The sequence below is a fragment of the Agrobacterium sp. 22-209-1 genome, assembly GCF_053522485.1.
In genome coordinates this window covers 291,362-313,854 of the sequence record NZ_JBNWCH010000006.1, presented here as the reverse complement: position 1 = coordinate 313,854, position 22,493 = coordinate 291,362, and the positions used below count along the sequence as shown (strand labels likewise).

General features: G+C 57.5%; 22 protein-coding genes and 1 pseudogene. 12 read left to right on the top strand and 11 right to left on the bottom strand.

The window, feature by feature from the left end:
• Window positions 1–183: 183 nt before the first annotated feature.
• From ACQZ48_RS16030 to ACQZ48_RS15995, 8 genes and pseudogenes are all read left to right on the top strand, one after another.
• Window positions 184–1,322, top strand: a protein-coding gene (locus ACQZ48_RS16030; protein WP_448729028.1) for an IS3 family transposase whose coding sequence is annotated in 2 segments (ribosomal slippage) — window positions 184–442 and window positions 442–1,322 — 1,140 coding nt in all. Because the reading frame shifts where the segments join, the coding sequence is not laid out codon by codon here.
• Window positions 1,323–1,382: 60 nt separating this feature from the next.
• Window positions 1,383–2,453: pseudogene (locus tag ACQZ48_RS16025) on the top strand (ATP-binding cassette domain-containing protein); the annotation flags it as partial.
• Window positions 2,450–3,910: an HlyD family type I secretion periplasmic adaptor subunit gene (locus tag ACQZ48_RS16020; RefSeq protein ID WP_448729027.1), complete on the top strand. Its 1,461-nt coding sequence runs from the start codon at window positions 2,450–2,452 to the stop codon at window positions 3,908–3,910. The pseudogene ACQZ48_RS16025 and the gene ACQZ48_RS16020, both read left to right, overlap by 4 nt.
• Window positions 3,911–4,273: 363 nt before the next feature.
• A complete protein-coding gene (locus ACQZ48_RS16015; protein WP_448729026.1) occupies window positions 4,274–4,924 on the top strand; it encodes a toxin-activating lysine-acyltransferase in 651 nt (216 codons plus the stop codon).
• A gap of 494 nt (window positions 4,925–5,418) precedes the next feature.
• The gene (locus ACQZ48_RS16010) at window positions 5,419–6,045 is read left to right on the top strand and encodes an imm11 family protein (protein ID WP_448729025.1); all 627 of its coding nucleotides are present in this window, start codon (window positions 5,419–5,421) and stop codon (window positions 6,043–6,045) included.
• 248 nt (window positions 6,046–6,293) lie between these two features.
• Entirely contained in the window at window positions 6,294–6,725 is a 432-nt protein-coding gene (locus ACQZ48_RS16005; RefSeq protein ID WP_448729024.1) for a hypothetical protein, read from the top strand.
• An 18-nt stretch (window positions 6,726–6,743) separates the two neighbouring features.
• Complete coding sequence (locus ACQZ48_RS16000) at window positions 6,744–7,529, top strand: SbcC/MukB-like Walker B domain-containing protein (RefSeq protein ID WP_448729023.1); 786 nt, start codon at window positions 6,744–6,746, stop codon at window positions 7,527–7,529.
• Entirely contained in the window at window positions 7,526–8,734 is a 1,209-nt protein-coding gene (locus tag ACQZ48_RS15995) for a Wadjet anti-phage system protein JetD domain-containing protein (RefSeq protein ID WP_448729022.1), read from the top strand. The genes ACQZ48_RS16000 and ACQZ48_RS15995 overlap by 4 nt, the downstream gene beginning before the upstream one ends.
• A 428-nt stretch (window positions 8,735–9,162) precedes the next feature.
• On the opposite strand, the gene ACQZ48_RS15990 is transcribed toward ACQZ48_RS15995, so the two are convergent.
• The 11 genes from ACQZ48_RS15990 to ACQZ48_RS15940 form a co-directional block, all read right to left on the bottom strand.
• The gene (locus ACQZ48_RS15990) at window positions 9,163–10,083 is read right to left on the bottom strand and encodes an efflux RND transporter periplasmic adaptor subunit (protein WP_137411795.1); all 921 of its coding nucleotides are present in this window, start codon (window positions 10,081–10,083) and stop codon (window positions 9,163–9,165) included.
• A 4-nt stretch (window positions 10,084–10,087) separates the two neighbouring features.
• Window positions 10,088–10,801 (bottom strand): ABC transporter ATP-binding protein, encoded by a 714-nt coding sequence (locus ACQZ48_RS15985; protein ID WP_448729021.1) that lies wholly within the window; start codon window positions 10,799–10,801, stop codon window positions 10,088–10,090.
• Between the two features lie 3 nt (window positions 10,802–10,804).
• Window positions 10,805–11,941: an ABC transporter permease gene (locus ACQZ48_RS15980; protein ID WP_448729020.1), complete on the bottom strand. Its 1,137-nt coding sequence runs from the start codon at window positions 11,939–11,941 to the stop codon at window positions 10,805–10,807.
• Window positions 11,938–13,404 (bottom strand): TolC family protein, encoded by a 1,467-nt coding sequence (locus tag ACQZ48_RS15975; RefSeq protein ID WP_448729019.1) that lies wholly within the window; start codon window positions 13,402–13,404, stop codon window positions 11,938–11,940. The genes ACQZ48_RS15980 and ACQZ48_RS15975 overlap by 4 nt, the downstream gene beginning before the upstream one ends.
• Before the next feature lie 127 nt (window positions 13,405–13,531).
• On the bottom strand, window positions 13,532–13,930 hold the full coding sequence (locus ACQZ48_RS15970; protein WP_077983188.1) for an EamA family transporter: 399 nt from the start codon (window positions 13,928–13,930) through the stop codon (window positions 13,532–13,534).
• The gene (locus ACQZ48_RS15965) at window positions 13,927–15,090 is read right to left on the bottom strand and encodes a GNAT family N-acetyltransferase (RefSeq protein WP_448729018.1); all 1,164 of its coding nucleotides are present in this window, start codon (window positions 15,088–15,090) and stop codon (window positions 13,927–13,929) included. The genes ACQZ48_RS15970 and ACQZ48_RS15965 overlap by 4 nt, the downstream gene beginning before the upstream one ends.
• The gene (locus ACQZ48_RS15960; protein WP_448729017.1) at window positions 15,068–15,973 is read right to left on the bottom strand and encodes an alpha/beta hydrolase; all 906 of its coding nucleotides are present in this window, start codon (window positions 15,971–15,973) and stop codon (window positions 15,068–15,070) included. The genes ACQZ48_RS15965 and ACQZ48_RS15960 overlap by 23 nt, the downstream gene beginning before the upstream one ends.
• Window positions 15,970–16,320, bottom strand: coding sequence for a DMT family transporter (locus tag ACQZ48_RS15955; RefSeq protein WP_137411800.1), 351 nt, complete (start codon window positions 16,318–16,320; stop codon window positions 15,970–15,972). Before ACQZ48_RS15955 ends, ACQZ48_RS15960 begins: the two co-directional genes overlap by 4 nt.
• The gene (locus ACQZ48_RS15950) at window positions 16,317–17,267 is read right to left on the bottom strand and encodes an arginase family protein (RefSeq protein WP_077983185.1); all 951 of its coding nucleotides are present in this window, start codon (window positions 17,265–17,267) and stop codon (window positions 16,317–16,319) included. Before ACQZ48_RS15950 ends, ACQZ48_RS15955 begins: the two co-directional genes overlap by 4 nt.
• A 4-nt stretch (window positions 17,268–17,271) precedes the next feature.
• Window positions 17,272–18,684, bottom strand: coding sequence for an aspartate aminotransferase family protein (locus ACQZ48_RS15945; protein WP_448729016.1), 1,413 nt, complete (start codon window positions 18,682–18,684; stop codon window positions 17,272–17,274).
• A 14-nt stretch (window positions 18,685–18,698) separates the two neighbouring features.
• Window positions 18,699–19,385 (bottom strand): MtnX-like HAD-IB family phosphatase, encoded by a 687-nt coding sequence (locus ACQZ48_RS15940; RefSeq protein ID WP_173991436.1) that lies wholly within the window; start codon window positions 19,383–19,385, stop codon window positions 18,699–18,701.
• 448 nt (window positions 19,386–19,833) lie between these two features.
• On the opposite strand from ACQZ48_RS15940, the gene ACQZ48_RS15935 reads away from it, so the two are divergent.
• The 4 genes from ACQZ48_RS15935 to ACQZ48_RS15920 all read left to right on the top strand — a co-directional run bounded on the left by ACQZ48_RS15935 (window position 19,834) and on the right by ACQZ48_RS15920 (window position 22,491).
• Window positions 19,834–20,523 carry a response regulator gene (locus ACQZ48_RS15935; protein WP_077983183.1) on the top strand — a complete coding sequence of 230 codons (690 nt, stop codon included), beginning with the start codon at window positions 19,834–19,836 and terminating at the stop codon, window positions 20,521–20,523.
• Complete coding sequence (locus tag ACQZ48_RS15930; RefSeq protein ID WP_448729033.1) at window positions 20,513–21,589, top strand: ATP-binding protein; 1,077 nt, start codon at window positions 20,513–20,515, stop codon at window positions 21,587–21,589. The genes ACQZ48_RS15935 and ACQZ48_RS15930 overlap by 11 nt, the downstream gene beginning before the upstream one ends.
• A gap of 252 nt (window positions 21,590–21,841) precedes the next feature.
• Window positions 21,842–22,294, top strand: coding sequence for an SH3 domain-containing protein (locus ACQZ48_RS15925; RefSeq protein ID WP_077983181.1), 453 nt, complete (start codon window positions 21,842–21,844; stop codon window positions 22,292–22,294).
• Window positions 22,295–22,359: 65 nt separating this feature from the next.
• A complete protein-coding gene (locus ACQZ48_RS15920; RefSeq protein ID WP_276327079.1) occupies window positions 22,360–22,491 on the top strand; it encodes a hypothetical protein in 132 nt (43 codons plus the stop codon).
• The last annotated feature ends 2 nt before the right edge of the window (window positions 22,492–22,493 follow it).

The following is a 22,493-nucleotide window of genomic DNA, read 5'->3' as shown; positions in this document are numbered from 1 at the left end:
CCGGAAGAACGGTGCGGATGTGGTTACCCAGCGCCCTGGCTGCTGAAGATGTCTGCGCGTCGGCAAACTCGATGGCAATGCCGATCGTTGGTAGGGGTGAGAGGTGGCTCGAGAAATCTGCACAGCTGGGATAAGTGGAATTTCTGCCTGACTTCGGCTTAGATGCCGGGAACAGGAGATATCATGACGAGACGACCGCGCCGGAACCACAGCCCGGCTTTCAAGGCAAAAGTGGCGCTTGCTGCTATCCGAGGTGAGCAGACTCTGGTGGAATTATCCCAGCAGTTCGACGTGCATGCCAATCAGATCAAGCAGTGGAAAGACCAGCTCCTTGAGGGAGCGACGGGCGTTTTCGGTGATGAAGCCAAGGCGGAACCCGCCGGACCGAGCGTCGATGTGAAAACGCTTCACGCCAAGATCGGCGAACTGACGTTGGAGAACGATTTTTTGTCCGGTGCGCTCGGCAAGGCGGGCTTGCTGGGCGGAAAGAAATGATCGACCGCGAACACGAGCTGTCGATCGTAAGGCAGGCTAAGCTCCTCGGCTTCAGCCGCGGCAGCGTCTACTATTCGCCGCGCCCAGTGTCCGACGCCGATCTGGCACTGATGCGCCGGATCGACGAACTGCATCTCGAATATCCGTTCGCGGGAAGTCGAATGTTGCAAGGGCTTTTGAGAGGAGAAGGGTTGAATGCCGGGCGGCTCCATGTCGCCACGCTGATGAAGAAGATGGGCATCGAGGCGATCTATCGCCGCCCGAACACCTCCAAACCAGCGCCAGGACACAAGATTTATTCCTATCTTCTGCGCAAGCTGGCGGTTACCCGGCCCAATAAGGTATGGGCGATGGACCTGACCTATATCCCCATGGCGCGTGGTTTTGTCTACCTCTGCGCCGTTGTGGACTGGTTCAGTCGTCGGGTTCTGTCGTGGCGATTGTCGATCACGATGGAGGCGGACTTCTGTATCGAAGCGGTCGAGGAAGCGCTGGCTCGCTATGGAAAGCCGGACATATTCAACACCGATCAGGGATCGCAGTTCACCTCCATCGACTTCACCGCCGTGCTGAAGAAAGCTGAGATTGCCATCTCGATGGATGGCAAGGGCGCATGGCGGGACAATGTCTTCGTCGAACGGCTTTGGCGGTCGATCAAATACGAGGAAGTCTACCTCCACGCCTACAAGACCGTGTCCGAGGCCCGAGCGGGGATCAGTCGCTATCTGAACTTTTACAATACTCGACGTCCACATTCATCTCTTGACCGGCAGACGCCGGATCAGGCTTACTTCAACGCGCTGGCACCGATGATGGTGGCGGCATAATCGAGGCGGAAATCCACTTAACGAAACGCTCGAAACTGTTCAGACAAACCGAGCCACCTCTGGGAGCGGCAATTCGCCGGGTACACCGCGACTGGATTTCAGGTCGCGACGCTCGCGAACTGGGGTAGCCACCTCATTCAGCTTGTATCGAAGCTGACAACCGTTGCGATCCTGTATTTTGGCGCCAAGGCCGTCATAGGCGGCGATCTCTCGGTAGGATCACTCGTCGCCTTCAACATGCTGTCCGGTCGCGTCGCGCAGCCGATCCTGCGGCTCTCCCAGCTTTGGCAGGATTTTCAGCAGGTGCGTATTTCGGTCGATCGGCTCGGCGATGTCCTGAACGCGCCCGCCGAGCCTGACCATAATCCGAACCGCGCGAGCCTGCCTCCGATCCTTGGCGCTGTCACCTTTGACCGTGTCCGCTTTCGTTATCGACCGGACGCACCGGAGGCGCTGCGCGGCGTCTCGCTCGCGATCGAACCGGGCGAGATGATTGGCATCGTCGGTCCGTCAGGGTCGGGAAAGTCCACGCTCACCAAACTTGTGCAGCGTCAATATGTGCCCGAGCAGGGAAGGGTTATGGTCGATGGTGTCGATCTCGCCCTCGTCGATCCTGCCTGGCTGCGTCGGCAGATCGGGGTGGTCCTGCAGGAGAACATCCTCTTCAATCGATCCGTTCGCGAAAACATCGCGCTCGCCGATCCGACGATGCCTATGGAGCGCGTCATCGCCGCCGCCCAGCTCGCTGGCGCCCATGACTTCATCCTCGCGCTCTCGCACGGCTACGACACCATCATCGACGAGCGCGGAAGCAACCTGTCGGGTGGGCAGCGCCAGCGCATTGCCATAGCCCGCGCGCTGATCGGTAATCCCCGTATCCTGATCCTCGACGAGGCGACCAGCGCCCTCGACGCGGAGAGTGAGGAGGTTATCCAGCATAACCTCGCCGGCATCGCGCACGGCCGCACCGTCATGATCATCGCCCATCGGCTTTCCGCCGTGCGTCAATGCAACCGTATCGTCACCGTTGAGGCCGGCGAAATCACGGAAACCGGCGATCACGGCACGCTGCTCGCCTCGGGCGGTCGCTATGCGCAACTCTACAACAAGCAGATGGGGCGTGGAGCATGAGCACCTGGGTCGCCGATCGCTTTCCGGTGATCGTCCGGCATTGGGCCGTCCTGCGCACATCCTGGGGCCTTCAGAACGAGGCCGACCGCAACCGGCAGCCGATCTCCGATCACGAATTCCTGCCGGCTGTGCTCGAAATCATGGAGAAGCCGCCGAGCCCGGGTCTGCGCATGCTCCTTCTTATGACCTGCGCCTTCTTCTCGGCCTCAGTGGTGTGGTCGATCATTGGCACGATCGACGTCGTTTCCGTCGCCAGCGGCAAGATCATTCCGTCCAGCAAGGTAAAGACCATCCAGCCGCTGGAGATCGGCTCGGTACGCGCGATCCATGTCGCGAACGGGCAGCATGTCGGTGAGGGTGACCTTCTGGTCGAGCTCGATCCGACGCTCGCGACAGCCGACGAGGCGCAGGCGCGCCAGAGCCTCCTGATCTCGCGCATCATCCAAGCGCGCAATGCTGCTCTCTTGAGTTATATTGACGGCAATCCGGCCGGCTTCGTCGCTCCCGAGGGCACGCCGCCCGTGACGGTTTCCGTCGAAACGCAGTTTGTGCGCGCGAGCATCGCCGAATACGAGGCGCAGATTACGAGCCTGCACCAGCAGATCGCGCAGCGAGCAGCCGAGCTGACTTCGGCAGAGGCAGAAATCATGAAACTGCGCCAGACGCTCCCTCTGGTGGACGAGCAGCTCCAAGCGCGCCGGTTCCTCACGCAACAGGGGAATTTTGCGAAGCTGAAACTCCTCGAATACGAGCAGTTGCGGATCGAGCATCTCCAGAACATCGAGGTACAACTTGCCAACGCCACCAAGGCGCGGGCGGCGATGTCCGCGCTTGAGGCCGAAATCAGCAAGCTACGCGAGAGCTTCAGCAAGGCCGCTGTGACGGATCTCGTTCAGGGACGCGACAAGGCTGAGCTCGCTGCGGAGGAATTGCGCAAGGCCATGCGGCGTCGGGAACTTCTGCAACTGCGCGCTCCGGTCTCCGGCACGGTGCAGCAACTCGCCGTCGCGACGATCGGCGGGGTCGTCCAACCGGCCCAACCGCTCATGATGATCGTGCCTGACGGCGTCGAGATCGAGGTCGAGGCGCAAGTCCAGAACAAGGATGCCGGCTTCGTGCGCGAAGGGCAGCCGGTCCGTGTCAAGCTGGAGGCGTTTCCGTTCACCGATTACTGCATCATCCCGGGCGTCGTCGAGAGCATCAGCCGCGACGCGATCGACATGTCGCAATTCGGTGCTCCGCAGCGGGACGAGAAAGGCAGGCCGATCCAGGCCGGCCTGGTCTATTCGGCCCGTATTCGGCTCTTGCAAAACAGCATCCGTGTTCGCGGCGTGGAGCAGGCCCTGGGGCCTGGCCTTTCGGTGCAGGCGGAGATCAAGACTGGCGAGCGGCGCATCATCCAGTACCTGCTGTCCCCGATCACCCAGTCACTGGATGAGGCTGGCAGGGAGAGGTAACCCGACGCCGCATGCGTCTGGCATCGGCGGGCAGCGCATCGTCACCCATGATGTCGATTTCGCAGGTGCAACTGGCGATGACCGTAGCGACGACCGGGAGCGAGCGGCCGCCCTGATATCCTCCAATATTGCCAAGAATAAAGTCTGTAGTGACTCGGTGGAGGGACCGATCGCGAAGCCACTGGACAGATCGCGCAACAATATTCGCCCGGTCTTCGATTTACACTTGAGCGGGCGCGTCGAATATCCATTGGATGCCCCGAACCGAATGTCAAAAGGCCATTTCCTTGGCAGTTTGAGCCAGCAAATGCGGCTCGAGGTCCGTCCGGATCGGTCTTTGGCCCGTTGGTCGAAGCCGCGTCTTTGCGCTTCGACCGCAACAGCATTGAAGGGGCGACCATGAGTGAATCGGACAAGGCAAACGCGACTGCGGCAGAATTGTACAAGACGAATGAACCCGACGAGAATGAGACAGGCGGCGGCGTTCCGTCTCAGGAACGGGCGCTTGATCCTGCCATGATCGCGCAGGTCTCGGAATTCCGAACCAGGATTCAAGCGAGCTTTGGCGAGGTGGTTCTGGCCATGCTGAATCTGCCCCGCTATCGCCATCAGTCGCTTGCGGACCTGACGCATCTCGTCGTCGAGCCTCTGACCCGGGACCGCATCGCGATTGCGCGCTCCGGCGGCGAAGGTAAGATCGAGGAAACCGCTGGCATTGCTATCTGGGCCAGCGTCTCAGATGAGGTCGATGCGAAGATCCGGGAGCAGATTCAGGCGCGCCTATTTCCTGTGCGGCTGAAAGGCGAGGACTGGAACAGCGGCGACATTCACTGGCTGCTCGACGTCATCGCACCTTCGCAGAAGGTGGCGACCGCGGTGCTGGCGAATTTCAAGCAGGTTGTGAAGGACAGACCGGTGCGGATTCACCCGATCGTCGCACAACTCGTCGACCCGGAAGTTCTTGACCGCATGCGTGTCTCCACGCAGCAGGAAACCGCCCGCGCATCCGATTGAAGCGGATATCGATGCTCTCATCAATGCAATAAGTTTTTCGATAAAAGCGCAGGGCGCAAGGCTGACGGCCGTAAGTCGCATTCCAAAACGGCGTTATGCGGCGGATGTTTGTTCACAAGACATGCCGATGGGCATCATCGCGGGCGGTGGCGCACAGCAGTGTGTTCGTGCTGCAGCGAACACGGTTGGGATTCTTCGAACATAACAGATCAAGTATATTCGAAATTTTACTTATGTAAATTATTTTTATATTATAAATAATAATTTATATTTGAAGTTTATATTGATTTTTACTACTAATATATGCTGTTTTCGATTTACAATAGATGAAATATTGTATTCATTGGTCGCGTTCAGTTGCGGTGCAGGTGTCGTATAACGGCTCGTTCACGCAGGCTTTCGACAATGGTAGCGATCGTGATCTTTTGTTGTGCAGCGCTCTCTCGGGTGGCGGTTGCGCAACTGTGATGAATTCAGAGAAAAGGAATTGGATGATGAGCGACACCGTTTGGATCAGCATAGCACCGGGTGATGGAAGCAACCTGCGATATTTGACAAACTCCTTCGTCCGCACCGAAAAACAAAATGATGGAATGGCTTGGGGTGAGCGAAACAACAGCGGAGAATCTCTCCCGGCGGAATGCTTTCCTGAGGAGATTTACGGCACGCCCGATGCCAAGGAATCTGCTTATAAACTACCCGATTTGTTCTTTGAGGGTAATTTCTGGGTCGTTTCGAAGGCGGCGGCGGATGTGCTGCGGCAATTCGATCTGGGTGGCGGCGGGCTTTATCCGGTCAAGGTGCTGAAGAAGGATCGAGAAACGCCGGTGGGCGGAGACTGGTTCTGCATCAATTTCGGGAACCGCAAAGAAGCGCTTTTGGTGTCCGAATCCGTTCCGTTACGCGAAGATTACATTCGCCACGGAGAAAAGGGTTGGTTCCTCAAGGCGCCCCTCAAGGACAACGACATAGCGGTTTCCCAGGAGGCGTCTTCGGGTCCCGACCTCTGGATCGATCCCCAGATGGGAGATGCAATCTTCTTCAGCGACGCCTTGGGCAGAGCACTCAAGAGTGCGAAGGCGGACAAGGGGTTTTTCCTGCATGCATGCCGCGTGATCTGAGGCGCATTTTCAGCAGGCTGTTCGGAGGTAAAGAGATGGGATTGACGAATAGCGGCCTTGGTGAACCTACGGAAGAGGAAATGGCCGAGCGCCTGCTGCGGACCGGGCAAATCCAGGATTGGGCGCAGCGTTTGCTGGACGATCCAGCCTGTGCTTGCGGATAGTTTCGAGGACGTCAACCTTATTCTTCGTTTGGATTATCAGGCTGTCGCGCAGGCGTTGGCGCGCCGCGTCGCGTCGCGGCGGGTGTGTTCGACAGCGCGTTCGATGAAAATGCGAAAAACTACATCTTCCAGCGCACCTTTGCGGATGGCAAATTATACGATCGCATCAACGATCAGCGGATGAGCTTCGAGGAGTTCCATACCGTACTCAAGGAATACATGGCTTGGGAGAAGGAAACCGGGATCGTCGAGGCGATCTTTGAGCAAATTCGCAACTATGTGCACCCTGAAGACAGCGACGACGACGAGGAAGAGGCGACGGGTGATATGTGGCGGCCGCTCTACCGAGAAAGCGCGCGGCTATTCCGTAAATATGGTCTGATCAACCCTGCAAAAGTTGTGTCTGTGGCGGGCATTTTACGGCGTGCGAACAGAAGTGCCGACGATATTCCGGCCGTGATGGCAGCGATAGAACTTAAAAATAGTAGCGTTTTCATTGAAGGAATTACGCTGTGAGCGAAAATTTATTGATCATTGACACGGCTGCAATCATCAATCTCTTCGCGCAGCGCGGTCGAGATGGAGAGGCTTGCGAAAGCGCTCCGGTCGCGTCCGTTCAATAACGAAGCCTACAGCCTCAAGGCTTCGATCAAGCAGGAGTTCGAGGATATTTATCGTCTCGTGCGTGATAGCGAAACCGACGACAGCGTACTTGATGCATTGTTTGGGCAGGTACCGCCTCGAGATGAACGACATGGCAGGGCCATAAGGCAGGTCGAGCAATTGCTGGCGGACGACACCTTCGATTTTACGGTGTTTGAAGAGTATCAGAACTATTTCACCTACGATCTGAAAATATATGATTCTGCAGCCGATCGCACAACGAGTTTCGACCGGCGACGCGGGGTTGCCAGCGGAGCCGAACGGCAAGTCCCTTTCTATGTGGTGATAGGCGCAGCACTTTCCGTCACCTATCACGGCTCGCGGCAATCAGAGGACAACGCCGGAATCGGTATGGGGCTTGCCGTGTTTGACGAGGCGTTCAGCAAGATGGACGGGCCGAACCAGCGAACGTTACTGAATTTCTATCGCGATATCGGACTTCAGGTCGTCATCGCTGCGCCGACCGAGAAGCGTGCAGTTGTCTATGAGAATCTGAATTACATCATCGATATATTTCGTAGCGGTGATGTCTCTATGGCGGAATCCATCAAGATAAAAGATCGGGTTCGTCAGGAGATGCGCGCGGCCAATCCGCAATATATAACAAAGGAAGAGCTGGTTATGCGCCTGAGTGCGGAGGCCCAGGCTGCAGAATGAGCCGCCGCCGTTTTTCCAATATGGCATCCTTGATCGACTACCTGCTCGACGGATACGAGAAAAACCCGGATGCGAGCCGTTGGATAGCTGCGATTGATCAGGATAGCTTGACCGTCAATGCGAGCGACGCGTTCGAAGAAGCTCTCACCTTCTTGGAGAAGGAAGGTGGACTGGAGATTGTTTGGACTGGTCCGAAATGGGAGCGTTCGATAAAGAGCGTGAAACTTCGAAATCCTGAGGTGCTTTATCGACAGACTGAGCGGCAGCCAGCCCAGGAATTTGCGATGGCATCTTTAGCGGCACTTCGCGCTCGGCAAGACCTTCCAGGCAAGACTGTACTGCTGATCGATGAAGCCGCTCTCGCTTGGGGCCGTAACTGTTCGTATATGGGTATTGCACCGGGGGAGAGTAGAACACTCGATCAAGTCCTGCGTCTTGCCGACGCAATATCTGCACGCCTTGCCGAACCCGCCGCAGGTGACGTCGATTTTCGCAGTTTTTCCAGACTTATATCGGGCGATAGTAAAGCGCTCGAAAGCAATCTCACCTCGGTTGCGTCCGCAATCTCGCGGCTTTCTTCATTAAGCCAAGTGCAAGCCGCGCTGGATGCGGAGGAGCTTCTCGCCAGCGTCGGGATAAAACGACTTCCCCAACCTGTTCTTATTAGTGGCGCGGTCTCGCTAGATGAGCAGCCGTTTCCGAAAATCCCTTTTGTTGGCGTGCCTGCCGAATGCGCCGGGCGCATAAATCTTTATAAAAAACCGGAGTATCTTCTGACCATTGAGAATTTTGCCTCCTTTGTTCGGTATGTCCGTGAGATCGGGCAAAGCGAAAACGGACTGGTGATTTATTCAGGCGGTTTCCCGTCGCGGCCCGTGTTGGAGACGATAGTGAGGCTAACGGGGCAGGCTTGCGCACCGGCCTACCATTGGGGAGACATGGATGGGGGCGGTGTGCGCATTTTCCATTATATCGAGCAACATCTTGCATCGATCGGAGTAAGCTTGCAGCCACACATGATGAGTACAGACCTTCTTCGGCAAGTCGGTTCGAAAGCGCAGCGTGCAAATCGCGTTGGTAGCAATATGACGGAGAGCGCAATCGCAGAGCTCGCTTCGCTGATTGAGCAGGCAGGGCTGGTGCACGAACAGGGGGAGTTTGATCCACAAAGTCCGCTTGCAGCTTTGCGGCGCGCCGAGATGTAATCAATCGCTGCCTTCTTCGTCTTGAGGAACTGTTGTCGGTGACGGGCTGGAGATTTGAAGGCGGCCATATATTTGAATTAACAATTCTCTGTGCACTCAGGCCCCCGCAACCAAATCCTATATACTTCCCTATTTGTCCAAGTCTGACAAAGACTTACTGGCCAAAATCGGCATCCAAACCAAAGCCCCACAGTCGATCGACGACGTGGGGCTTTTCGCGTTTGTGGAGCAGGAATACCAAGAATCATTGAATATGACTCTTGGTATTCCTTTTGCAAATATCTCAAGCGTCTGATGCATTTGAGATATTTGCAATCTCTTCAAGGCGAGGATGCGTCAGCATCTCGGGCCTTGGTATATATGCAGGCCGCGGGCGTGAAGGTCCTTGAAGTTACCACACCAGATCGTCACGACCGTCGTAGCACGACCTATTTGTAGACGCGAATAATGACCCGTTGTCCCACCCGGAACGGAGCGTCGCGGCTCACCATCACGATGGAGGTTGCTGTGCGAATGTCATTGCGTTCGCCGGGCATGCCGGTTGACTGCATCAGAACGGGAGAAATCCGGCTGATGCGACCCTCATATGCCTGCCCCGTTCTGTCTTCTGCAAGCACCTCAACAGGCACACCGGGTTTGACGTTGTCGAGAAACTGCTCGGGGATTTCCGCCCTGACGATCTTCTGGCCTTCCGGCAGGATGGTGAACATCTCCGTCGCGCCGCTGGCGGCGGCAAATTCCCCGACTTTAATCCCCTGCCTGATGATGAAACCGTCGACCGGAGCGCGGATTGTTCGTATTTCGACTTCGCGGGCGGCGATATCGCGCCGCATCTTTGCGGCAGCGAGAACCGAGGCGGCCACCTTCAATTCGCCGGTGAGATTGTCCCTGGCTGCTATGGCTTCATCGAGAGCTTGGTCCGAGACGGCATTTCCCGCTGCGGCGCGCTTGACCCGATCTGCCTGGCGAGAAAGGTTTTTCATCTTCATCTGAAGAAGATTATGTTGCTCTTCGGCCTGCAGAGCTTCCTCCGATGCGATCTTCGCCGATAACGTTTCCTGACTGGAATCGAGTACCGCCATGACGTCCCCCGCTTTGACCTGGTCACCCTCGTTGACCAGCAGGGACGCAACGATGCCATCGCGGGGGGAGGCGACCCGCAGAAGACCGCCCGGGATATCTACGACCCCCCTAGCGGCAGCCAGGATGGGTGGACCGACCAGATCCGGCCGGTCGGTATCTTCCTCGGCGTTTGGGGAAAGTGCGGTGAAATACAAGAGCGCCACGCCGATCATCCCAGCCGAAACCGTTGTCACTGCCGGACGTTTAATACGAGGGAGAAATTTCATGTCTTTAAGATCCTGTGGAACTTTTACCGGAGATGGGCCTGATGTCTCGGAGCAGGCGTCCGTCCTCCATCTGGAGGACACGATCAGCCTGCTTGACGAGACGCATGTCGTGCGAAACACACAGCACCGCCGAACCGGAGTCTTTTGCGATGGACTGGAGAATCTCGACAATGTTTCGACCGTTTTCGCTGTCGAGGGCGCTGGTCGGTTCGTCTGCGAAGAGAATGGCGGGTTTTTTGACGATAGCGCGGGCAATCGCAACACGCTGTTTTTCACCGCCGGACATTTCCGATGGCCGTAGATGACTTCTCTTTGACAAGCCGACGCTTGCCAATGCGCTTTCGGCCCGGTCGCGGGCCTCTGCAGCGGGAACAGACATGTAATCAAGCGGTATCTGCACCTGCTCGACTGCGGTGAGGCCCGGGAAAAGATTGAACCCCTGAAAAACAAATCCGCAATTCTTAAGGCGAAATTCGTCCCGCGCTTCATCGCTTAATGTCGACAGCATGACATCACCTGCGCTCACCGACCCGTCATCGGGCTTCGTCATGCCGCTGAGGATGGCAAGCAGCGTGCTCTTACCGCAGCCCGAAGGGCCAATCAGTAGCGTGAATTCTCCAGCGAAAATGTCGACCGACACATCCGACAACGCCTGCATGTGAATGTTATGTATTGTAAAGGACTTACCGATATTGCGCGCGCTGAGGACAGGCAGCATGGTTCACCTCAAAAGCGTGGCGGGATCGGTGTCCCGCAAACGATGAATTGCCAGAAGACAGGCGATAGCCGCGACAAGAAGCACCACCGTTGAGGCTGCAGCAACGATGGTGAAGCGCAGTTCGAAGGGAACTCGGTAAACCGCCGCCATCAGGGCGATTGCAACGCTTAAAAACAGGCTGATGATAAAACCGAAAAGACCGACCCAGCCCGCCTGTTCGATGACGATGAAACGGAGTCGGTCGAAGGGTACGCCAAGCGCCCTGAGCGTCGCATATTGAGGCACCGTGCCGGCCACCGCACCCATCAGGGTCTGGCTCGTTATGACGGCACCGATCATCACGGCGATGAGGGTCGCGAAAATGAATGCAATCCCCGCACCCGAATCCAGCAACATGTACATCGTTGTCATCGATGCGAGTTCTTCAGCCGACCAGACCTCGAAGCGGCGTATGTCGGTACCGCTGTTGAGGCGCGCCTGTATGGCGGCGCCGTTGGTGCCCGGCTTGAGATCATAGAGGAAATAGGTGGCGCCGCCGTCGCTGGGCAGGCTGTGATCGAGATTACGGGCGGTCTCCCTTGAGGCGACGACATTGACGCCGCCCAGGCCGCGAAGGCCGTCGATATAACCGACAATCCGCACCGAACGCCCGTTCACTTCGGCAATACCGCCCTTTTTTGTAGAAAGCTTCGAAGCGTCTGCAATGTCCACAAGGACGGTGCCGGGCTCGCTCAACTGATTTCGCAGCGATCCGGGAATGATGCGCGCGAGGGCATCGGCGTCATTTGCCGTATCGATGCCGAGCACGGTGACGCTGACACCGCCGCCGCCATGCGTGCCTCTCCAGTCGCCGGAGCCGAACAGGACCGGCTCCACATGCGAAATCGCCGGCTCGGCATAGAGATTTGTCGCCACACTCGCCGGCATGGCGCGGCCTAGGTCGACACTCTGCGTTCCCGGAAAACCCACCCAGTATTCGGCTTTGGATTGCGTGACGTAAAGACCATTGGCGCCCACGATGCCCAGCAACAAGGCACCCTGGACCGTCATCAGGACGCCCGAGAAGGCAATCGCGATTGTCGCGGGTAAAAAGCGGCGCCATTCGTGAAGAAGGGTCTTGCGCGCAATCGAGATCGTCATGATCCGCTTTTCCTCCGTTTATCGGGGGAGGTTGCGATACCCGACGCCTCCGCGGCGAGACTTCCGCCCGTTGCTTTCGCAAAGGCAATCAGGGCTTCCGCTTCGTCCTTCATCGCTTCGGTGAGTTGACGGCGGGTTTCTGCGGCTGCGAGTTGGCGACCCGCAAGGACGGAGGCGTCCGACAGTCCTTCGCGGGACAGCAATTGGGCCTCCGCTGAGCCCTTTTCAGCCGTGGCATGCGCCGATTTTGCACGGGCAGTTTCCAGGCGCGCGGCAAGCAGCGCCCGCAAGGCCGAGGAGGCTTCACCATGGGCGACAAGAACCGCCTGTCGGTAAGCCGCGACGGCCTCACGCAATTGCGCTTTTTTTGCCTCCACGACATCGAGCCGTTTCCCGTAGTCGAAGAGGGGCATTTGTAATGACGGACCGCCCATGATGCCGAAAATGGACCCAGAGACGGGTGATCCGATACCGATCATCCCCGAAAGGTGAAGTTGTGGATAAAGATCTGACTTCGCAATTCCCACTTCGGCCCCAGCCTTCAGGACGGCGAATTCCGCCCTCCTGACATCCGGGCGCTGCCGAAGTACATCGGCCGGGACCGCCGTTACCCGTGCTTTGCTAGCCACGGGTTGCGGTTTTACTACCGATAGTACCGCATCACCCTCCATCGCGCCCTGAAGCAAGGCAATGCGCTGGATTTCGTCCGCGATGGCATTGTCGAGGAGACGTTTTTGTTGCGCCATCGCGGCACTATCGTCGGTTGCCGACTGGGCTTCGAGCCTTGTCGCCAATCCGCTTCGTGACCGCACGGTCGCCACATCCCTGGCTATTGTTTTGGCGGACGAAAGGAGATTGGCATTTCGTCGCTGGTGCTGCAGCGCCCGCAGACGCACGTAACTTGTTGCGGCCTCCGCCGCGACGGAGAGCTTTGCCGCATTTACGTCTTCCGCCGCCATGTATCGGTCGAGATCGGCAGATTGCTGGGCGAGCTTATCTTGCCCGAAGAGAGCGATTTCCCAGCCGGTCTCAAGATTAAGCTGAGTTGGACGGCGGGAAATGTCGTCTACCTTTGTCCTGCTGCTGGAACCCGTTGCAGACCCTGAGAGGCCGACATTGGGCAGGAAGCCGGAGGACGCAGAGTGTGAAATCGCGGCTGCCGCAGCCAGCCGCTCGCGGGCCTGTGCCACGGTTAGATTGCCCTGCTCTACACGCGCCACGATGGCATTGAGTTGACTGTCGTTAAGCGCCAGCCACCAGGGTTCGCTTTTTGGGCTGGGTCGCTGCGCGCCCACCGGCGAAAACTCTGCCGGTGCGATGTCCGAAAAAGTCGGTCCGCCCTGATGGCAGGAAGACAGGAGGAGAGCAATGAGCACCCAGCGATGCCGATTCAAGACGACATTGCAATTCGACCTCGAACGATCGACGCAATCACGACGCACCCTATTCATTTTGGACCACATGAAACACGCATTACCCAGAAAAAGAGCCGTTGATCCCCAGTGCCGGTCGCTGATGCGACAATTCGAATGAATGCCGCCGCATTCATCACCCCTCCCAAGACCATTGCAGGCTCAAGATTTCGCGCAGTCACTGTGCAGATTTGGTCGAGGACGCCGGTATCGCCCTTTCCTCCGGTGCCGTCGACACACACCAGGCACCCGCAATGATCAGCGCACTTCCGCCCAGTTGAAGAGCGGATACCGGTTCGGAATAGAGGAGCCAAGCGCTTGCGAGCACGAAAACATAGCTGACCGCAGAAAGCGGAAACGCTTTGGACAGGTCAGTCTGCTCAAGCACACGCAGCCATAGGACGAAACAGACAATTTCGGCAATGATGGCCAGAATAAACCAGGGTGATGTGGCAAGACTAACCAACCATTGAACGCCGAATTCGCCTGAAACATGGACAGCGCTCTCCTTGAGAAAAATCTGCTGCAGCGTATTCAACAGGGGGATGGAGAGCCAAAGCGTCGGCAGATCCTTCATTGCTTCTCCAATCCATCGGAGCTGAAAAGCGGTGAAACCCATCTCAGCAGCGTGTGCAGGGCGGGGTTCTGGTGCCTGAAAAACATGGAGTTCGCAGTCAATGTGCTGCCGAGGCGGAGCTTGTTTTGGTAGTAGGCCTGCCCGCTTTGATATCGGGTGAGCCCATGCTCGAGGCAAAAACGCAGATTTTCAAACCAGCTAAGATAATAGAGATTGTACGGCTTGCCGCGTACGGCATCCATGCAGAAGAATTTATCGATGAGCCGATTGCGGTCGTGCAAAAGCAGGTTGAAGGCGAGAATGTCGTCTCCAACGCGATAGACGGTGCAGAACGCATTCTCAGGCAGATTTGACAGGACACCGGTGAAGTAGTCCGTGGTCAGCTCTTCGAACTGCCACTCACTTCGGTTACGGGTATCGTGATAAAGTTCGAGAAAGCGGGGCAACATCTCGCCAAGGTCGGTAACCCTCTCCACTTTCACCTCGGAGGCTGCGCGGCATTTGCGGCGCATGTCCTTGCGTGTCGAAGACGACAATCCGGCGAGATAGGTCTCGATATCGGGAAAGTCGACGCGCAACCATGCGGTTGGCAAGCCGGGCATGGCGACGAACGCGCGCCGGTGGACCGCTGCCGAAAGCGCTCGTCCCAGAGGTATCGGCACGTCTTTCAGCGCGAACAGGCCGTATCCTGACATCTGGGCCCATCGTTCCGTGCATTCCAGTAGATAGGTCATCAGATCAGCTTCCCAAACGCCGGGAATATCTGGATGCATTCCGATGTTCGCGCTTTCCGTACAGGGAGAGCCGATACAGGCAAGCCGGAGCGACAGAAACCGCGGGAATCGTTTGCGGATGCATTCGACAAGGGACGTGAGCCGTCCTCGTTCCAGCGTCGTTTCCAGACGGTAATCGCATAGAAAAAACGGCGCTGCAGCTATGATTATCCCGTGATAGCTGATGGTTGCATACCGCCACTCAAAGCCCTCAAGGCCGGACTGTTCGACTGCCATCAAGTAGTCATAGCGCTCTATATCGGCGCTGAAGCACGCATCCCAGGCATCCCTGTTGACGGCGACAAGAGTCTCGTGGATCCGGAATTCGAGGTTTCGGGAGTTGAGACCCGGGCCGTCGCCAATCTCAAATCGGGTTTCTAAACGCATGTTTTGTCTCAAAAAACCGGGCGGAAAGATCGGCGACTTTGCGATGTTCCCTGTCCACGTGGATCATATGGTAGCTGTCGTTCAACCAATGCAGCGCTCTTGGGCCGCCAAGCTTTGCGGCGATGTAGCGGGCGTGATCCGGACCGCTGAGATCATCTTCAGTTGAATGAATGATGAGAGATGGCGTGGTGATCTGAGGCAGATGCTTCTTGAGATGGTGGCCGAGCCGGCTCATCTCGACGAGACCGCGCCCCGGGAAATGGCTGAGAACACCTTCATTTTCCATTGCCGCAATCATCCGTCTCAGGCGCTCGTCCTTGATGCCGAGGGAAGGCGTTTCGCTGAAATTGAGACGATCGATGAAGGGTATAAAACTGATCCATCTGATGTGCGGAGAAAGGATCGCGTAATAGCGCGGAACATTCCAGCCGTCGTAGTGGAAGCAGGGTGAGTAGAGCGCGACCGACCTAATCGGGGATGATGGCATATGGGACGCGAGCAGCGAAAGCTTTCCGCCAACGCAAATGCCGGCGGAAAAGACGGTGTCGCTTCGTGTTGCCAGCCAGTCTGCGGCGATCGTGATGCTGTCGAGCCAGTCTTCAAAGCGGGAACGCCGCAAGGCGGCTTCCCCACGCCCGTGTCCGGCGAGCAGGGGGGCAAAAACCGAATAACCCCTGCGGCTGAATTGTCGTGCCACCAGGCGCATTTCGGCAGGGGCGCCGCTCATGCCGTGTACAAGCATGATGGCCTTGCCGTTCGTACCCTCTTCGAAAAAGGAAAGACCGTCGTTTGACGGATTGAACGCTTTCGTCTTTTCGTCTGCCGGAGCTTGAGGGAAGGGGCGGGATAGGCTGGATTGTGAGCCGGCGAAAGAAAACGTCATAATCCCGATACTCCCACGCAGATGACGCCGCCCGATATCAGGGCAACACCGATCGAGTGCCGCAGGCCGACTGTTTCCCTGAAAAGGATGGCGCTAAAGATGGTAATGACGGCATAGCTCGAGGCCATCAGCGGGAATGCGATGGAGAGCGGAACATGCGCAAGGACATAGGTCCAGGCGACGAGCTCTACACCCCAGAACACGACCCCGGTTAGTGTCCAGGGATGGAGATAAATGTTGCGCCGGTCGCTGGCCGAGGCCAGTTTGAAGCAGACTTCCCTGCCGGCCTCCGTCAGCACGCAGAAAAGAATGAGAGCAAGCATTGTGTTACTGAGCCCGTCCGTCATGACAGTATGTCCGAAAAAGACCTTAAAAGCGTAAGGTTGGTGATGGTATTGCGATCGCGGGTCATCACCGCATCGGGGGCGCGCAACGGCTGGTCGATCAGGATTTCCCCCTGCTTCAGAAGTCGTGTGAGCAGGGTGCCGCTATAAACCGGCGTCGAATAATCACCGATGACGTCAGCACCCACGATACGATGTCGCGTCGCAATATCGCTTAAGAGCTCGAGGATCGTGGAAAGCCGCAATCGGCCCTGATCCCAATTGGTGATCGCGTCGTCCAGCGACAGGCAATCCTTGTCTATGGTGATGTAGACATTGGACGTGAATATCCGCGAGAGCAGGTGCTCTCTGAATGCCGCCAGTCCCATTTTTTTCATTGTCGACCAGATGAGATGGTTGCTCGCCTGAGTGTAGCTGACGCTCTCCCCATAGGCGCGTTTGACGCGGCTTGGCAGGCGGTCGTAAGGGTAGAGTTCAACCTTGCCGTTAGCCAGATTGCCGAGGTTAGCACCCTTGCGCTCCGGCGATTGCAGGTCATCGCTGCAGACACCAAGCGTGATGATTTTTTGAACATTTGGATGTTCTGCAACCTCATTGACCCACGAGCCGCAATGGAGACCGTTGTCGAAATTGACCCAGTCAGGGTGATTGTCGATATGGATGACGGTGAGAGGTCCATCGAAACTTTCTGCCGCCTCGGCAATCAGCATTGCTGAGACATGATGAAAGTCGCCCGATCCAAGGAAACACAGTCGAGGGGACGCGGGCGCGCCGGCGGGGCGCGCTATACCGGGTTTCAACAGATCGAGCGACTCCCTCCTGCTCCAGAGACGAACGGCGCTCCCACAGCGTCGTTCGTCAACCTCGCGCGCGCCCACCGAAAGTGCGGCATCAACAAAGGTTGGCTGCAGATGTAGGGCATCGTCGAGATGGAGCAGAAGCGTATTCACGAGATTACCTCCGTTCGGCGCGGGTCAGAAGCTGATCGAGCAGCTCGATCGCCAGATTGATTTCGTCGAAGGAGATGTTGAGGTTTGGCGCGAACGTGATGACGTTCTTGTGGTAACCACCGACATCGAGCACCAGGCCGTATTTGCGCCCGTTGACGATCATGTCGCCCTTCATGCCCTCATCCGACATCCAGTCGAGCGTGGCCTTGTCAGGCGTGAAGCTGTCGTCGAGGCAAATTTCCATCCGCAGCGCAAGGCCGAGCCCGTCCACTTCGCCGACGATCGCATGTTTGCTTTGCAACTGCTGCAAACCATCAAGGAAGGCGGCGCCCCTCGCCATGACACTGGCGCCGATATTCTCTTCTTCGGCCATTTTAAGCGTTTCGAGGGCAACAGCCGTTCCCATCGGGTTGCTGGCGAAGGTGGAGTGCGTGGAACCGGGCGGGAAAATCGTCGGATTGATCATCTCTTCGCGTGCCCAAATGCCGGACAGCGGATTGAGACCATTGGTAATCGCCTTGCCGAAGACCAGAACGTCAGGGGAGACGCCGAAATGTTCGATCGACCAGAGCTTGCCCGTGCGGTAGACGCCCATCTGGATTTCGTCGACGACAAGAAGAATGCCGTGCTGATCGAGCACCTTCTTCAGTTCGACGAAGAAGTTCATCGGCGGGATCACGTAGCCGCCGGTGCCCTGAATGGGCTCGATGTAGAACGCCGCATATTCGGACTTGCCGGCCTTCGGATCCCAGACCCCGTTATATTCGCTCTCGAACAGGCGGGCGAACTTCTGGACGCAATAGTGGCCGTACTCTTCTTTCGACATGCCCTTCGGGCCGCGAAAATGGTAGGGAAACTCGATGAACTGGGCGCGTTCGCCAAAGTGCCCGTAACGACGACGGTAACGGTAAGACGAGGTGATGGATGTGGCGCCCAGCGTGCGACCATGATAACCGCCCTCGAAAGCGAACATCAGGCTTTTCCCGCCTGAAAAGTTCCGGACGATTTTCAGCGAGTCCTCCACCGCCTGTGAGCCGCCGACGTTGAAATGCACGCGACCCTTGCGCCCGAACTTTCTTTCCGCGTCCTGGGCGATCATCGTCGCCAGTTCGACCTTCTCACGATGGAGATATTGCGAGGCGACCTGGGGCAGGGTGTCCAGCTGGCGATGGGCCGCAGCGTTAAGGCGATGGTTGCGGTAGCCGAAATTGACCGCCGAGTACCACATCTGCAGATCGAGAAAGGCTGTCCCAGTCTCGTCATACATGAAGGATCCATCGCATCCGGTGAAGAACTTGGGATGATCCGTGTAGTGAACCGTGTCTCCGTGGGAGCAATAGGTCTCCTCCAGAAAGCGAAGGTCCTCTTCGGATACGGTATCTGGCTGGCCGTTAGCCGGCTTGATGAGAGAATGCATTTTCATATTCCTGATTAGGCGGTTTGGGAAAGGTGACGATCCGCTCCGCGAGCGGTGATGATGTGCCGCAGCCGTGCAGCCGCCTCGGTCTGCACATCCTTGAAAGTCGTGTAGGAGACGAAGGGGATGGCGTGGCTTGTGCAATGGGCGACCAGCTTGTGCTTTGCGAAAAGAAGGTCCGCACGCGCCGAGACGCAAAAATCGCTTCGCCCGTCGCCGACATAGAGGTGGGGCGTGTGCGATGCGACCACGGCGCATTTGCAAACGCCCGATCCGGCCTGGCAATCGGGCTGCATGAACGGTGCTTCCAATCGGTAGTGAAAGCGGCTCGCGTTCTTTTCGACACAGAGGCGATTGGCGATGATGTCGAGGTGGCCGAGACCATGATTGGACAAGACGCGGTGGATGAAACGATCGACCCCGTCGCTGACAACGGTGACGGAGATCGAATTTTTCGAGCACCAGCGGACAAACTCGGGGAATTCCGGGTCGATTTCGACCGTGTTGAGAAATTCATCGATGTCATTCATGGCCGCCTGAATGAGCGTGATCTGCGCACTCATGCATTGCCGTGCGTCGATCCGCCCCGCTTCCCAGGCCCGCTCGAGATCGTGCCACTCCGCCGCCGCAAAGCGCTCGAGAACGGCATCCGTAACGTCGATCGTGGCGATCGTGCCGTCAAAATCGCAATAGGCGTGCATCAGCGCGCCATCCCTGTGCAGATGATGCCGCAAGACCTGGAAACGCGATAAGTGTTGCCAAACGTAGCCGGCCGGCCGCACGCCGCGGGACTTTCGGCACGATAGGAGCGGGTTTTCACCGGCGATTGTTCGATTGTTGGTTTTTTCATATCCGAAAGGCTCTCCGTCAATTCCCAGCGCGTTGAGAAACGGAACAGTGCCGTTTACCGGTGCCGTGCTGGCGAAAAGGCGAGTGCGCCTCGTCTGTCGAGAAAGCGTGGAGAAAATCGTCGTGTTCGGTGGAGCGGGAACCCTCCGACCACATCACCGATTGACGCGCTTCAATAAGTTGGTCCAACTGCGGAAAGAATGCCGAAGCCGCACTGCGATCGCGACGTCAGCACGTTGAACCAATGTCGACGACGCTTGATCTCAACGCCTGCAAAAATTGCTTATCGAGAGACAATCCATGAACAACGCCCTCATCCTGATCATAGAAGACGACCCGGAAATATCCGACATCATCGAAACCTATTTCGCGCGCGAAGGCTTCCGCGTCGTCACCGCGAGTGACGGCACAGTTGGCTTGGGCCATCACCAGCGTCTTCGGCCGGATCTGGTCGTGCTCGATATCAAGCTGCCGCGTCAGGACGGATATGAGGTGCTTGCCGCCATCAGGCGGGTGTCCGACACCCCTGTCATCATGGTGACGGCGCTTGCGGATGATCTGGACAAGCTGCAGGCTTTGCGCATCGGCGCCGATGACTATGTCGTCAAACCCTTCAATCCCCTTGAAATCGTTGCGCGCGCCAAGGCGGTCCTTAGGCGGGTTGCAGGACGCAGTCCGGACCATGTGTTTCGCGTTGGGCCGCTGAGCGTCGATCCCCAGGCACATCGTGCAGTGGTAGAAACGGGTTCCGAACATGTTGTCCTCGATTTGACCCGCACCGAATTTCGGATTCTGGCCCACATGGCGGCTTCCCCCAATCGCGTGTTTGAGCGCTCCGAACTGGTCGACGCCTGTCTCCCGGAAGGTGAGGCGCTCGACCGTACGGTCGACAGCCACGTCAGCAATCTCAGGCGCAAACTGACTGCCGCGGGCGCCGGAGGCGTTCTAACGGGTGTGCGCGGCGTAGGATACCGGATTGATGACATCTAAGCGTGCTAACCTGAACGCCGGGCTTGTACGGGCGATGGTGTTGCTGACACTATTGGCCTTCGTCGTCGTTTATGCCGGCCTGGTGGCTTATTTTTTCTTCATCTATGATTGGCTTTATCCCGACGCGGACTACGACAGTGCATGGCAGTTTGGTGATACGATCACTCTGGGCCTGCTGCTTGGGATAGGGATATTGACGGCCTCGTTCGTCGGCTGGAGGTTGGCGCGCTACGTCACCGAGCCGCTGAAATCCGTTGCGAGCGCAGCGAGAACGATTGCCCAAGGTGATTTTTCTGCGCGCGCCGTGCTTCCTCGCCGCAGCTTTGGCGAAGCGGGTGAGCTTGTCTCGGATTTCAACCTGATGGCTGAGCGGCTGGAGCGGGCAGAGACCGAACTCAAATATTCGAACTCTGCGATAGCCCATGAGTTGCGAACCCCGCTGACTATTTTGCGGGGCAGATTGCAGGGCCTGCTCGACGGTGCGTTTCAGCCTACCCCTCAGCTTTATCTTCGCCTCATTGCTCACGTCGACGATCTTGGCGGCATCGTTGAGGAGCTGCGGACGCTCGCGCTCAGCAACGCCGGCCAGCTCGATCTGCAGTATTCTCGGCTGGATCTTGCATCGGAAGTCGCGGCCGCTGCCGATTCCATGGAGGATGATCTTTCAATCGCAGGCGGCCTGGTCGTGAGACGTCTGAAGCCCGCTGTTACGATGGCAGATAAGCCCAGATTGCGTCAGGCGATCGTTGCTCTGCTCGATAATTGCCGGCGTTATGCCCCGCATTCCACAGTCTATCTCGAGACCTGGCAGGACAAGGATTATGTGTATTTCCGATGCACCGATACAGGTCCGGGCCTTGCCGATGAGAGCCGGAACCGCGCCTTCGAACGGTTTTGGCGGGCAGATGATTCCCGTAATCGTGTTTCCGGCGGTTCGGGCCTTGGTCTTCCAATTGTAAAGGCGATCATGCAGACGCACGGAGGCGACGCTGTCATTCTGCCGACCGAAGGACGCGGTTTTAGCATTGATCTGCGGCTGCCACGTCGGGAGGAGGCGCCGGTCTGACAATCAGACACGACTGGCTTTGCAGCGACGCCTCGCCGACGCCGAGCCGCTGGTAGCCGGCGCGAGGACAAAAGAGCCAAAGGGGATGGAAAGGAAGGGACGCTTCGGCGCCCCTCTTTCGTTTCAGGCCACCGATCATCGACGTTTTCTCCACATAATCTGGACCTGCACTTGGTTAGTGACACCCACGAGCAATCTCTGCTCTTAGCGTCGGCGCCAACGTGCCGGCGGAAATTTGATACGAGGTTTTCGATGCGAAACGCGCTCATTCTCGCGGCGGCAATTGCCGGCGCAGCCATCCTTGGAAACACCACCGCCCAGGCCGGTTCTTATGCCGCTGCCGAAATCAACATGCGGGCGGGTCCAAGCACACACTATCCTTCCATGGGTATCTTGGCCGAAGGTATGCCACTCAACGTCATCGGTTGCACGAAGGGTTTTCGTTGGTGCGATGTCGAGGCCGCAGGGCGCCGGGGCTGGGTGTCGGGTGCTTACATCGATATCGATCACGACGCGCAAAAGCTTAGGGTGCCCGCCTACGCCCATTTGGTGCATGAGCCGGTCGTGCCGACGGTGTCCTTCAATATTGGCACCTACTGGTCCGATCATTATGCCGACCAGGATTTCTATGGCGACATCGACACCTGGGATGACTTCGCCTGGGAAGACGATGTGCCACCGCCCGGTTGGGATTCCAATTGGTGAGACGGCGCTTAGGCGGATGGGTTGCCGTGCGACCCCCGCCCAAGGCATGCCGGGGCAGACGCTTCATGACAGAACGAAAACTTCTCGTTGTCTGCATCGTCTTCTCCATCCTTGAGGTGGTTTTTGCCTGGCATACGACCGGCTCGCAGATAAACGACCATTTGCGGACGAGCGTTCAACAGGCCGCAACACCATGAGT